We start from the raw sequence: 13,588 nt of genomic DNA on the forward strand, positions 1-13,588 counted from the left end.
AAATTTTTGGAATCAGGCGAAGCGGATACTGCGAAAATATAATGGAATTAACCGAAAAAACTTCCTTTATTCTTGAAGGAATGTGAACTTCGGTTTAACTTTGGGACACCAAAAGAACAGTTAAAAATATTGCGAAAATGGTGTGAAATTTAGGGCTAATCTACTACAGCCCCTAAATTTTTATAATTTGATTACTCTTATTTACTTCTTTTAGTCCCTATTTTTTGTTCATTACACAGTATCCTACAACAAATTTCTTGCAAATCTCATTCAATTCTTTTTGCTTTACCTCTCTTCTATTCTTGCTATGATTTTTTTGTCTTTAGAAATGAACTATTTTCTAAATTTTGCATAGATATTTAAGGAGAATATTTATGGCGATAGGATTATCATCTGATACGATTCGGATCTTACAAGTTATTGCTAAAACAGGGAGTTTTAGTGAAGCTGCCAAAGTGTTACATCGGGTTCCATCAGCAATTGGATATACAGCAAAGAAGATGGAAGATGATCTTGGCATTAAGTTATTCTCTCGAACTAATGGACATATTCAACTTACCCCAGCAGCAAGATATATTTTAGAAAAGGGAGACTGGATTTTACAAGGATTAAATGAATTACAATGTAACGCCGCACAAATTGATAATGGCATAGAAAAACAGTTTACAATCGCCCTCAATTACATTGTTAATCCAAATCCAATTCCTAAACTTCTTTCCTCGCTTTCAGAAAAATTTCCAGCCACAGAATTTTCTATCCGTACCGAAGTTTATAACGGTGCTTGGGAGGCATTATATGAAAATAGAGCAAATATTGTGATTGGTGCTCCGCAGAATCCCCCATTTAATCAAGGAAATATCAGTACAGAATATTTAGGAGATATTGAATGGATATTCTTAGTCTCTCCTTGTCATCCTTTGGCAAAAGAAAACTCTATTTTACAAGCTTCTCAACTACGTCACTACCCTGCTATCGTTGTTCACGACTCATCTATAGCGTTACAGCAAAAGAAAACTTGGGCATTGAAAGGGCAAAAAGTTTTTTATGTGGCTGATTTAGAAATGGTACTTTCAATGATTGCTGAAGGGGTTGGTATAGGCTTTTTACCAGCACGAATAGCAATCCCTGCTTTAACCTCAGGCAAAGTGATAACAAAAGTCATTGCTGAGCATAAACAACCTGTGAGGGTTTACTACGCTTGGCAAAATCAACAACAAAGCCAAATTCTGAACCATCTATTAACCATATTCTGTACGGATGAATATCGTTCACAATGGTTAAATTAACTACAAATAAGGAGAAAAAATGAACGTTAAACTATTTACTGCCGCTGCCGAAGGCAATATTGAACAGCTTCGTTTACTACTTGAAAATGGTGCTGATATCAATGCAAGAGATAAAGGAAAACGAACCCCTATACTTATCGCAGCACAAAACAAGCAATATGATGCTGTGCGTTGGTTAGCGTCGAATGGAGCGGATATTAATACTCAAGATAACAAGTGTTTTAACCCTTTTATTCAGGGATGTATTCATAATGACTTAACGCTTGTCAAGCTTATGGTAGAACTAGGCTGTGATTTAACTTGTCTTACGCGATTCGGGGGAAATGGTTTAACCCCAGCGGCCGAAAAAGGACACGAAGAGATTGTACGTTTTCTGTTAGAAAATACGGATATTAATGTCAATCTGACAAATACTGTAGGTTGGACTGCTTTGATAGAAGCTATTATTTTGAATGATGGCGGTGAAAAAATGCAACGGATTGTTCGTTTATTATTAGACCATGATGCTGATCCAACTATGACTGATGAATGGGGGGTATCTCCTTTAGAACTCGCTTATCGTAAAGGCTATCACGAAATTGCGAAAATTATCGAAGAATATTTATAAATAAGGAGACGGCTATGCTACTACTTAATCAGTTAAAACCAAATACATACTTTGATTCCGTTACATTAATGGCAATTTCTACAAAAGTTAATCAATTAGAAGGGGTTATTCAAGCTCAAATTGCAATGGGCACACCAATGAATAAAGCAGTTTTAAAAGAAGCACATTTATTTGATAGTCAGTTAGAAAAAGCTGGGCCTTCAGACTTAATGATTGCATTGTCTTTGGAAAAGGGGGCTAGCGAACAGAAAATACTATCAGAAGTTGAAAAATTATTAATTAGAAAGCCTTTTGATGATACACAGGCAGAAAATGACATTTTTCATAGTATTAATTCGGTTAATGAAAAACACCCAGAAACAAATTTAGCCATTATTTCTGTAAATGGTCTTTATGCTGCAAGAGAAGCTGAAAAAGCTTTAAATCTAAATAAAAATGTTATGTTATTTTCTGATAATGTTTCTATAGAGCAAGAATTGAAATTAAAGCAATTAGCTCATCAAAAAGGTTTATTAATGATGGGACCAGATTGTGGTACAGCCATAATTAATGGCGTTGGTTTAGGCTTTGCGAATAAAGTTCGAGGTGGCAATATTGGTATTGTCGCAGCTTCAGGGACTGGAGCTCAAGAAATTTCAGTAAGAATACACGAATTTGGAGGTGGCATTTCCCAATTAATTGGAACAGGAGGAAGAGATCTTAGCGAAGATATTGGGGGCATTATGATGTTAGATGGATTACAAATGCTTGCTGAAGATCCCAATACAGACATTATTATTGTCGTATCAAAACCGCCAGCACCTACAATCGCGAGAAAAATCTTATCCACTTGTGAACATATTAATAAACCTATTTTTATTTGGTTTTTAGGCTATAAAGAGGAAACTAAAGCTGCACCGCATATTCATATTTATTCTCATAGCAAACCAGCTGCAATGGCGGCGGTCATTGCCTCTGGTATTCCAGAAGAAAGTATCGATAAACACGCATTAAATTTACCTTTAATTAAAGAGGTACAAAAAAAACTTAACCCACAGCAACGCTACATTCGAGGTTTATTTTGTGGTGGAACCTTATGTGATGAAGCCCTATTTTCTGCTTTAGAAAAGTATCCTAACGTTTACTCGAATATTCAAACAAACCCAGCTTATAAATTACAAGCCAGTGATAAATCAATCGAACACACATTTATTGACTTTGGCGATGATTCTTTTACCAATGGTAAAGCACATCCAATGATTGATCCAAGCTATCGCATAGAACGAATTTTACAAGAGGGACGTGATCCAGAGGTTGGTGTTTTATTGCTTGATTTTGTTCTAGGCTTTGGTGCAAATCCTGATCCTATAGCAGAAACATTGCCTGCACTTCTACAAGTAAAAAGAGAAGCACAACAATCAGGACGGCATTTGGAAATCTTAGCTTATGTATTAGGAACTGAATTAGATCAGCCTTCTGTACAGAACCAGGTTGCACAACTTGAAGCGGCTGGCATTACTATCGCCTCTAGCTCAACTAACGCTGGTTTGTTAGCTAGGGAATTTGTAGCAAAAGGAGAATAATAATGAGTAACTTATTTAATCAACCATTAAATATTATCAATATAGGATTAGCACGTTTTGCTGAAGATTTAATAAAGCAATCAGCTAAGGTATATCAACTAGACTGGCAACCAGCAGGTGGGGGAAACTTACCATTAATTGAAACATTAACCCATTTAGAACAAATAGAAATTGCACAAAAAATAGATCTTGCAAATCAAGAAGCTTTTCAACGCATAACACAAGCAAGTCCCGTTTTAATTGGCTATGGAAAAGCCAAAGAGGTAATTCCTGGAATGCAAGACAAAATGCTTTTGCACGCAGGTCCTCCTATTAACTGGGAAAAAATGAATGGTCCTATGCGTGGTGCAATTACAGGTGCGATCGTCTTTGAAGGATGGGCTAAAAATCTTACTCAAGCTGAAGAGCTTGCTGCAAGTGGTGAAATAAAATTCTCACCTTGCCACGAACATCAAGCTGTTGGTTCAATGACAGGCGTAACTAGCCCATCAATGTATGTACATATTGTTGAAAATAAAACTCATGGTAATTTCGCATTTACTAATTTATCAGAGCAACTAGCGAAAATCTTAAGAATGGGGGCGAATGATCAAAGTGTTATTGATCGCTTAAACTGGATGCGAGATATTCTTGGTCCGATGTTGGCAGAGGCGATGACATTTTGTGATGATGGGATTGATTTACGACTTATGCTTTCTCAGGCTTTGCATATGGGAGATGAATGTCATAACCGTAATATCGCTGGTACAGTGCTATTAAATCAAAAACTCACCCCCTATATTTTAGAAACTCATTTTAGTAACAAAGATAAAAAAGACGTTTTTAATTTTATCGCGTCATCAGACTATTTTTCAGGCCCAACTTGGATGGTGTGTTGTAAAGCGGCATTAGATGCAGCTCAAGGCATTCCTTATTCAACAGTCCTGACAACAATGGCAAGAAATGGCACGGAATTTGGTATTCGTGTTGCAGGATTGCAAAATCAATGGTTTACAGGGCCAGCTCAACAAGTTATAGGCCCAATGTTTGCGGGGTACAAACCTGAAGATTCAGGTTTAGATGTTGGTGACTCTGCAATTACAGAAACCTATGGAATAGGTGGCTTTGCTATGGCTGCGGCTCCTGCGATTGTATCTTTAGTAGGTGGAACGGTTAAAGATGCTATACGTTATAGTAAAACAATGAATCAAATTACGATTGGAAACAATCCAAATATTACTATACCTTCACTCAATTTTATGGGGATACCTACGGGGATTGATATTAGAAAAGTGGTGGAAAATAACCTATTACCCGTCATTAATACGGCAATAGCCCATAAAGATGCTGGTATCGGAATGATTGGAGCTGGAATTGTTCATCCGCCAATGGAGGCATTTCAAAAAGCCTTATTTGCCTTTGGTCAAACTTACGCAAAATAAAGGAGAGACGATATGAAAACGCAATTTTGGAAAAAAGGAGATTGGGCTGCCTTTTTTGGCTTATTTAGTAATAATCTTACCAATCTTCTTACGATGATTGCTTTACTTACTTTAGTTGTAGGTATTCCTTCAGAAATTGTTTTCGGCCGCGTTGTTCCTGCATTTGGTTTAGCTGTTCTTTGTGCTAGTATTTGTTATGTTATTTTTGCAAAAATATTAGCAAAACAGAGCAATCGGTCTGATGTTGTTGCCTTACCTTCGGGACCTAGTGCCCCCTCTATATTTACTGTCACTTTCTTAGTCCTTTTACCTGTTTATCAACAAACTCAAGACTATGAACTAGCATTAAAAATTGGTTTAGTGTGGGGATTTGTCGAAGGATTTATTCTCTTTGTTGGATCATTTATGGGAGACTGGTTAAGAAAAGCCGTTCCAAGAACTGTCTTACTTTCTTGTTTAGCTGGGTTAGGTTTATTGCTATTAGCAATGAATCCTATGCTGCAAGCATTTCATACACCTCTTGTCTCATTCGTTGTACTCGTTTTGATTTTTATCAATTGGTTTGGACGTTCACCCATCTTCAAACAAGTTCCAACAGGGTTACTCTTATTAATTGTTGGCACAACTTTAGCTTGGCTTTTTGGATTACAAGATCCAAGCAAAATTGGACAAGCCCTACACAGTGCGGGATTTAATCCACCAAAACTGCATCTATCTTCTTTTATTGAGGGATTAAGTATCGCCGCACCTTACCTAGCTTCGGCAGTTCCTTTAGCACTGGCAAATTATGTCTTCGACTTAGAGAATATCGAAAGTGCTCACGCTGCTGGTGATCCTTACCCAACTAGACGCGTAATGATTGCCAATGGTTGCTCAACAATGTTTGGTGCATTAATGGGAAATCCTTTCCCTGTTACCGTTTATGTTGGACATACAGCTTATAAAGAAATGGGGGCGGGTATTGGATATACTTTAGCAACAGGTATTGTTATGTTCCTCGTCTGCCTATTAGGATTAGGAGGTTTTTTACTCTCACTTATCCCGATGGCAGCGATCGCTCCTATTTTGATTTTTATTGGTATTGTTACAGCTAATCAAGTAGTAAGGGAAACTCCGAAATTAGAAGTACCCGTGATTTTTGTATGTCTTTTTCCTTGGATTGGTGCTTGGGCATTGACAACCGTTAATAATACACTCAAAAGTGTTGGTACCAATGCTAATCAATTAGGTTGGTCAATCTTAGAAAAGAGCGGTGTAGATTTTACAGGATTATTTCATTTAGGTAGTGGGGCCCCCCTGTCATCTTTACTTTGGGGTTGTATTGCTATTTTTGCGATAACTAATCAACCAACAAAAGGTGCAATTAGTGCTGGTTTAGCTGCTATATTGGCATTTTTTGGTATTATCCATCAGGCCCACCCAGTTATTGGTGGTGATTCTCCTACGATATTCCTAATTTCCTATATAATGATTGCAGGATTATTTATTCTAAAATATCTATTAGATAGAAGAGAACAACCCATAGCAAATTAATTACTTTAACGTGATCTAATTGGTGAAAGAATTAGATCACGTATTTCACCCCACCTCCTTTATTTTCAATGCTATACTAAAAAAGAATTAGAAAAGGAGAACAGTATGCCCCTATCCCCCGATGTTTTAAAACTCATTCATACTATTGCGGAAACAGGAAATTTCTCCATTGCAGCAGAAAAATTATACAAAGTGCCTTCCGCAATTAGTTACACCATTAAAAAAGTTGAAGACGAACTCGGCGTTATTCTTTTTGATCGTTCAGGAAGGCAAGTCAAGCTTACTGAAGCGGGGAAATATTTTATTTACCATAGCCAATGGTTACTACATTCTTATGAACATTTAATCACACAGACTAGAACCATTGAAAATGGCGTTGAACGGACGTTTACTATTGTGGTAAACAATATTATTAACTACGATGCTCTTGCAAAATTAACCGAAAAAATAACCGCACTTTTTCCAGCAACAGAACTTTCAATCCATACCGAAGTTTATAACGGGTGTTGGGAAGCCTTATATAAGAAAAAAGCCGATCTTGTTATTGGAGCACCACATACAGCCCCCAAAATCGAAAATATCGTTTATCATCCAATTGGAAAAATAGAATGGGATTTTGTGGTAGCTCCTCATCACCCTCTTGCCCCATTCACAACGGTGCTGACTTCAGAACAATTACGTTTATATCCAGCTATCGTGGTAAAAGATACTGCTTTTAATATGAATAAGCAGGTTTCTTGGGCATTAGAAGGGCAGAAAGTGATTTACGTTTCCGAACTTTCAACGGCAATTAACCTTATTATTGCGGGATTAGGAATAGGATACATCCCTCATCATCGAGTAAAACTATTACTTGATCAAGGAAAAGTATTAAAAAAACCAATTTCAGAACAAAAACAACCTACACAATTATTTTATGCTTGGAATAGTAGTGTACAAGGAAAAGTATTAACTTGGTGTCTAGATTATATTATGCAACCTCATATACAAAACATTTGGTGCCAGTAATTTTTTAATTAATAAATTTTGAATTTATTATTCAATTCTTTTGAATCATAAAAATATCTTGTGATTTCGTTCACAAAATATTTTTTTACTGCCGTCATATCACGCTATTTTCAATAAATTTCCTTTTAATTCATCAATTTATTTTTCTATGATTAAGGAGGTTTTCTTTATATTATCCCTTCAAGAAAAATAAATTGTTATCAACAAAAGGAGATATTCATTATGTTAAAACAATTCCAAGCTGAACCTTTCCCACTATCCTTTAATCCTCAAACAACAGCATTATTAATGATCGATATGCAACGCGATTTTGTTGAGCCAGGTGGATTTGGAGAAGCCTTAGGTAATGATGTCAATCTCGTTCGTTCAGCAATTCAACCTTGTAAAAGGATGTTATCTGCCGCTCGTCAAGCTGGGATATTTATTCTCCACACTCGTGAAGGGCATCGTGCTGATTTAAGTGATTGTCCTCCAGCAAAATTAACACGGGGCGGGAAAACCTTTATTGGCGAATGTGGACCAAAAGGGCGTATTCTTATTCGTGGAGAAGAAGGACACGATATTATTCCTGAACTCTATCCTATTGCAGGAGAGCCGATCATAGATAAACCAGGGAAAGGTGCATTTTATCAAACCGATCTACACATAATCTTACAAAATCGTGGAATTAAAACACTTATTGTCTGTGGAGTAACCACCGAAGTTTGCGTAAACACGACGGTTCGCGAAGCAAATGATCGCGGTTATGAATGTATTATTCCTGAAGATTGTGTTGGCTCATATTTCCCTGAGTTTCAAGAATATGCACTGAAAATGATCAAAGCACAAGGGGCTATTTTCGGTTGGGTTTCAACATCAACAGAGATTATCAACGCATTAATGTCATAGGTGAAAAGATGGCTATCCAATATTCAATATTACCAAATCTTTACCAAGATTCCGTTTCTTTAATGCAAATTTCTGCCAAACTTTTACAAATAGAAGGAATTACGCAAGCTTCAGTAGTAATGGGGACACCCGCAAATTTGGCCCGTTTATTAGAAGCTGAATTTCCACCAATTAATGCAAAGCCCAATGACTTGATCATCGCAGTGAAAGGAAGGAAAGAGGAATGTGAAAAAGCAATTAATTTTGCAAAACAATCATTTTTTTCTTGCTCAGAACAAACAACGACAAATAGTGAAAAGACACAAATAGTAAGCCTGTCAAATGCGGTGGAAAAAAACACCGCACTTAATTTAGCACTTATTTCTGTACCCGGTGAATATGCTGCAGCTGAAGCGATTAAAGCCCTCAATACTGGATTAAACGTTATGCTTTTTAGCGATAATGTTTCTCTTCAAGAAGAAAAACAGATAAAAAGGCTTGCACAACAAAAAGACAGATTGGTTATGGGACCAGATTGTGGTACAGCAATAATCAATGGCATCCCGCTAGGTTTTGCCAATATTGTTCGTAAAGGTCATATTGGTATTGTTGCTGCCTCAGGCACTGGGCTACAAGAAGTCACCTGTGGTATTGATAAACTTGGCGAAGGAATATCTCAAGCAATAGGTACAGGAGGGCAAGATTTGCACCAAGAAATTGGTGGACTTTCGATGCAATATGCAATGAACTTATTAGCACGGGATAGCTATACAGAAGTCATAGTATTGATCTCTAAACCACCTGCATCAGATATTGCAAATGTAATAAAAAAACAAGCAGAACAGATAAACAAGCCTGTTGTGATCCATTTCTTAGGACAAAGCCCTGATGCTAATAGCGGGAGTAATCTTTATTATGCTGAAACCCTAGCACATACAGCAGAAGTTGCGGTTGCTTTGTTAAGAAAACAACGTATTCCCTCTTATATCCCACCTAGTTTTCCAACGTATCAATATTCCTTAAAAAGAGAGCAAAAATATTTACGTGGTGTTTTCTCTGGCGGTACATTTTGTTTTGAAGCTCAACAAATTCTGCATAAAGCTGGGTTACCTTTGTATTCCAATACACCTATTGATGAAGCAACGATGTTGAAAGAGATAAATAGAAGTACACAACATACATTATTAGATCTTGGTGATGATTTCTTTACTCAAGGAAAACCTCATCCAATGATTGATCCAACATTACGCAATCAACGCCTTTTACAAGAAGGTATGGATCCCGAAGTCGCGGTACTCCTTTTTGATCTCATTTTAGGCTATGGCTCAAATCTGAATCCAATGGAAACATTACTACCTATTCTTCAAAAAATTCGGCAACAGAACTCACCACCTTATCTCATTGCTCATATTTGTGGTACAGCTCAAGATGTCCAAGATAAATTCTTGATCCAAAAACAATTACAAGATATGGGCGTGCTTATTGCAAACAATAATGCAGAATCTGCTTATATGGCATTAGAAATCTTGCAAAGGAGAAATATCAATGAATAATCTTTTTCAGCAGCCTCTTTCAATCATTAATATTGGATTAGAAAACTTTGCACAAAATATTCAGCAAGCTGGGGGAACAGTTCAGCACTTACATTGGCAACCTCCAGCTCAGGGAGATAAGCAAGCTGGATTAACTTTAGCAACGTTGATTAATTGCTCAAAAATCAATCAAGCCAATCAAATTGCACTCTCTCGTTATTTAGCTTCACAGCCTGTTTTAGTCGATATTTTACCAGCGGGAAAAGCAATTCCGCAGTTAATAGAGAAAAAGCGTATCCTCCATGCAGGTCCCCCTATACAATGGAATGCGATGTGTGGTCCAATGCAAGGTGCAATTATCGGAGCGATTTTATTTGAGGGATGGGCTAACACAAAAGAAGCTGCTAAATCACTGATTGAACAAGGAGAAATTGTTTTTGAACCTTGCCATCACTATGACGCAGTTGCCCCAATGGCAGGAATTATTAGTCCTTCTATGCCTGTATGGGTTATCGAGGATATGGCACATAATCATCACCGCTGTTTTAGTAATTTTAATGAGGGATTGGGTAAAGTATTACGTTTTGGTGCTAATAATCCAGACGTGATAACACGATTAAACTGGATGAAAACGGAACTTGCCGAAACATTATCTGCCACACTTAAGTTAAGTGGTCCCATTGAGTTGAAACCTATAATGGCACAAGCTTTACATATGGGGGATGAAGTTCATAATCGTAATGCTGCAGCAACAGGATTATTTCTTAAAAAAATCCTACCGTTCTTACTTAAAATTAACCAACCTTTAGAACACATTGAACGTACTATCCAATTTATCACTAATAATGATCATTTTTTCCTCAACTTATCAATGGCAGCTTGTAAAACAATGTTGGTAGCAGCAGAAGGCATACCTCACAGCACAATGGTAACCGTAATGGCAAGAAATGGTGTTAATTTTGGTATCCAAATTTCATCAATGAAGGGACAATGGTTTCAAGCTCCAGCAAATTCAGTCAATGGATTATTTTTCCCTAATTTTGATATAAACGATGCTGCCGCAGATCTTGGTGATAGTGCAATAACCGAAACTGCAGGCGTAGGAGGCTTTGCAATGGCATCCTCCCCAGCTATTGTCAAATTTGTAGGAGGAAGCACAAATGATGCACTTAATAATAGTGTGATGATGCAAAGCATTAGCTTAGGGCAAAATCCCGCATTTACCTTACCAACATTAAACTTCATACCAACCGCAGCAGGTATTGACATTCGAAAAGTGGTAGATACGGGAATTCTACCTATTATAAATACAGGCATTGCACACAAATTGGCAGGTATAGGGCAAATCGGTGCTGGAATTACAACTGCACCAATGCAATGTTTCACCCAAGCTTTAAATGCGTTTTATCAAAACTACTCTACTTATAGTGAATAAGGAGGTCAAAATGTGTGAACAAATTTTATTTGCAGTAAATGGAACATTAATGCGAGGGTTAGAGCTTAATCATAATTTACTTAATGTTGGAGCTCAATTTATACGTGAAGATAAAACTGATGAATACTATCGTTTATGGTCAATCAACGATATTCATCCAGCAATGCAAAGAACAACTCAAAAAGCTTATGCTGTTGAGCTTGAAATTTGGGCAATAAATCCAACCGCACTTGCTACTATTCTATTAAATGAGCCAAACGGATTAACCATAGGCAAAGTACACTTAGCTAATGGGGATCAAGTATTAGGTGTTTTAGGTGAGAATTGGCTTACCCAAGGACAAATCGAGATTAGCCATATGGGAGGTTGGCGTTATTATCAGAATCAACATAAGGAGAAACACAATGGCTAACAAAAAGTGTTCTAATCCCACATCTTATGCCTCAGCTATTCAAATCTCAATGATTTTGCTGGGAATTCTAATTACGCCTGTATTATTAGCTTCTTCAAGTCTAGGGAGCCAACTCCCTTTTTCTAAAATGCTATTTGCTATTATTGTAGGAAGTTCAATATTAACATTGCTCGCAATAATCAATATGTCAATAGGTGTTAAAGCTCGCTTGCCCACTTACGGAATTATTAAATTTACTTTCGGTTCTCAAGGTGCGACTGCGATCAATATGTTAATGGCAATCAGTTTATTAGGTTGGATTATTGTTACGGCTAATATGTTTGGACATACCGTACAAGATTTTCTATTTACTCAATTTAATTTATATGTTCCTTTACCTATAATTGTTGTGTTTGGTTGTTTAATTTTCGTAAGTGCAACTACATTTGGTTTTGATTTTCTTAGCAAAGTTGCTCAATGGGCTGTTCCAATTATAGCTATGCTAATGTTTTTTATTCTATATCATACTTTAAAAAGCAAGTTTTCTATAAATACAGCACTACACACAATGAATATTGGTGCAGCAATTTCTTCTGTTGTAGGAACAATTATTGTTTTAGTTACTACTTCTGTTGATTTTGGTAGTTTTACGCAAAATAAAAAACAAGCTATTACTGCTGGTATTTTAACCTTTAGTATTGCTTATCCTTTCCTTTTTATCATTGGTGCAACACCAAGTTCATTAACAGGAAAAAATACATTACTTGATGCAATGCTAATTATTGGTAGTTTATTACCAGCTTATATTGTACTTATATTTGCTTGCATAACAGGAAATGCTGGGAATATGTTTCAAGGAACATTAGTTTTTTCTACACTGTTCCCTCAGTTGAAAAAATGGAAAATTACAATTGTATTAGGTATCATTACCGCATTGATTGGTAGTATAGATATAATGGCTTTATTTATTCCATTTTTATTATTTCTTGGTATAACAACGCCTCCTATTTGTGGAATTTATATTACAGACTACTTTATAAATAGGAAAATGGGCTATGATGAGAATAGTATTAAAAACGAAGCGAAAGTTAAATATCCTGCATTTTTTGCTTGGCTTATTGGATCCCTAATAGGGTTTCTCACCGTAAAAGGCTTTTTTACATTAACTTTTATTCCATCTATTGATTCTATTTTGATGGCTTCACTATGTTATTTGTTACTCACAAAATATTCTAAAATATAATAATCAAAAGGTTTCGTAATGAAACCTTTTATATTTTATGAAAAAGATCTCTGTTATTAATATAATCAAAAATACCATATAATAGATCAATACCGGAAGAGGAACCAAAACTCATCATATTATTAATATACTCTCTATTTTCTATTTCTCTCATTAAGTCTAAAATCTCCTGTTTAAATAATCTACGGCTAGCATTTTCAATATAATTTGCACTAATCTCATTTGTACAATATTTAGCTAAGATTGCTATTTCTTCAAATGGCTTAAAAATTCCTTTATTTTCAGCATAATATGCTGCCATATAGCCAACAATATAATCATCTCCACTGGGCGTAAGTCCTCGCCCTAATCCCAACATTTCTTTGAGTTTTGCAGTTTTTCTTCTTTGTTGAAAAACAACTTCAAACATATCTTGAGGTCTTATAATTTCCTCTAAAAAAGTTGAGATGTTTTTTGCTGTTAATAGGTTATTTTGAGGAAATAGCGTACAATCAAATTCTTCTACAGAAAAATAAGGAATAAAAAGCGTGTTAGAAATATTATTTTTTATAGATAAGAATAATTCATTCTCTAATATTAAACTATAAGGTGCGGGCTTTATTTTTTGATTCATTATGGCATAAATTTTATTACCTTTTTTCAAATTAACCACTTGTTCGAAAACACTAATAACCTTATATGTACAATTTAATTCAAAATTTTT

Annotated in this window: 12 protein-coding genes and 1 pseudogene; 12 read left to right on the forward strand and 1 reads right to left on the reverse strand. The window is 36.0% G+C overall.

Annotation, left to right across the window (positions count from 1 at the left end):
• From QV04_RS11370 to QV04_RS09635, 12 genes and pseudogenes are all read left to right on the forward strand, one after another.
• Positions 1-153, forward strand: a pseudogene (locus tag QV04_RS11370) (IS1595 family transposase); the annotation flags it as partial.
• A gap of 221 nt (positions 154-374) precedes the next feature.
• On the forward strand, positions 375-1,286 hold the full coding sequence (locus QV04_RS09585) for a LysR substrate-binding domain-containing protein (protein WP_052121764.1): 912 nt from the start codon (positions 375-377) through the stop codon (positions 1,284-1,286).
• A 19-nt stretch (positions 1,287-1,305) separates the two neighbouring features.
• Positions 1,306-1,893, forward strand: a complete 588-nt coding sequence (locus QV04_RS09590; protein ID WP_017805451.1) for an ankyrin repeat domain-containing protein — start codon at positions 1,306-1,308, stop codon at positions 1,891-1,893.
• 14 nt (positions 1,894-1,907) lie between these two features.
• A complete protein-coding gene (gene fdrA / locus QV04_RS09595; RefSeq protein ID WP_035687897.1) occupies positions 1,908-3,455 on the forward strand; it encodes an acyl-CoA synthetase FdrA in 1,548 nt (515 codons plus the stop codon).
• Positions 3,456-3,457: 2 nt separating this feature from the next.
• A complete protein-coding gene (locus QV04_RS09600) occupies positions 3,458-4,876 on the forward strand; it encodes a DUF1116 domain-containing protein (protein ID WP_039096645.1) in 1,419 nt (472 codons plus the stop codon).
• Between the two features lie 12 nt (positions 4,877-4,888).
• Positions 4,889-6,409: a xanthine permease gene (locus tag QV04_RS09605; protein ID WP_035687892.1), complete on the forward strand. Its 1,521-nt coding sequence runs from the start codon at positions 4,889-4,891 to the stop codon at positions 6,407-6,409.
• 105 nt (positions 6,410-6,514) lie between these two features.
• Positions 6,515-7,417, forward strand: a complete 903-nt coding sequence (locus QV04_RS09610; protein ID WP_035687890.1) for a LysR substrate-binding domain-containing protein — start codon at positions 6,515-6,517, stop codon at positions 7,415-7,417.
• Positions 7,418-7,639: 222 nt separating this feature from the next.
• Entirely contained in the window at positions 7,640-8,305 is a 666-nt protein-coding gene (locus tag QV04_RS09615; protein WP_039133141.1) for a cysteine hydrolase family protein, read from the forward strand.
• 8 nt (positions 8,306-8,313) lie between these two features.
• Entirely contained in the window at positions 8,314-9,837 is a 1,524-nt protein-coding gene (gene fdrA / locus QV04_RS09620; protein ID WP_039151239.1) for an acyl-CoA synthetase FdrA, read from the forward strand.
• Entirely contained in the window at positions 9,830-11,251 is a 1,422-nt protein-coding gene (locus QV04_RS09625) for a DUF1116 domain-containing protein (protein WP_035687882.1), read from the forward strand. The genes fdrA (QV04_RS09620) and QV04_RS09625 overlap by 8 nt, the downstream gene beginning before the upstream one ends.
• Positions 11,252-11,261: 10 nt before the next feature.
• On the forward strand, positions 11,262-11,663 hold the full coding sequence (locus QV04_RS09630; RefSeq protein ID WP_035687879.1) for a glutamyl-tRNA amidotransferase: 402 nt from the start codon (positions 11,262-11,264) through the stop codon (positions 11,661-11,663).
• On the forward strand, positions 11,656-12,885 hold the full coding sequence (locus QV04_RS09635) for a cytosine permease (RefSeq protein ID WP_065231737.1): 1,230 nt from the start codon (positions 11,656-11,658) through the stop codon (positions 12,883-12,885). The genes QV04_RS09630 and QV04_RS09635 overlap by 8 nt, the downstream gene beginning before the upstream one ends.
• Positions 12,886-12,913: 28 nt before the next feature.
• Here QV04_RS09635 and QV04_RS09640 read toward each other — a convergent pair.
• Positions 12,914-13,588 (reverse strand): DUF2877 domain-containing protein (locus tag QV04_RS09640; protein ID WP_065233421.1); only part of this gene is annotated, 675 nt, incomplete at its 5' end.

This window comes from Gallibacterium genomosp. 1 (assembly GCF_001678575.1).
In the GTDB taxonomy this organism is placed as follows: Bacteria; Pseudomonadota; Gammaproteobacteria; order Enterobacterales; family Pasteurellaceae; genus Gallibacterium.

What these genes read in the sequence shown, in the direction of transcription:
- QV04_RS09585 (WP_052121764.1), top strand. Translation starts at nt 375, where the DNA reads ATGGCGATAGGATTATCATCTGATACGATTCGGATCTTACAAGTTATT.
- QV04_RS09590 (WP_017805451.1), top strand. Translation starts at nt 1,306, where the DNA reads ATGAACGTTAAACTATTTACTGCCGCTGCCGAAGGCAATATTGAACAG.
- fdrA (WP_035687897.1), top strand. Translation starts at nt 1,908, where the DNA reads ATGCTACTACTTAATCAGTTAAAACCAAATACATACTTTGATTCCGTT.
- QV04_RS09600 (WP_039096645.1), top strand. Translation starts at nt 3,458, where the DNA reads ATGAGTAACTTATTTAATCAACCATTAAATATTATCAATATAGGATTA.
- QV04_RS09605 (WP_035687892.1), top strand. Translation starts at nt 4,889, where the DNA reads ATGAAAACGCAATTTTGGAAAAAAGGAGATTGGGCTGCCTTTTTTGGC.
- QV04_RS09610 (WP_035687890.1), top strand. Translation starts at nt 6,515, where the DNA reads ATGCCCCTATCCCCCGATGTTTTAAAACTCATTCATACTATTGCGGAA.
- QV04_RS09615 (WP_039133141.1), top strand. Translation starts at nt 7,640, where the DNA reads ATGTTAAAACAATTCCAAGCTGAACCTTTCCCACTATCCTTTAATCCT.
- fdrA (WP_039151239.1), top strand. Translation starts at nt 8,314, where the DNA reads ATGGCTATCCAATATTCAATATTACCAAATCTTTACCAAGATTCCGTT.
- QV04_RS09625 (WP_035687882.1), top strand. Translation starts at nt 9,830, where the DNA reads ATGAATAATCTTTTTCAGCAGCCTCTTTCAATCATTAATATTGGATTA.
- QV04_RS09630 (WP_035687879.1), top strand. Translation starts at nt 11,262, where the DNA reads ATGTGTGAACAAATTTTATTTGCAGTAAATGGAACATTAATGCGAGGG.
- QV04_RS09635 (WP_065231737.1), top strand. Translation starts at nt 11,656, where the DNA reads ATGGCTAACAAAAAGTGTTCTAATCCCACATCTTATGCCTCAGCTATT.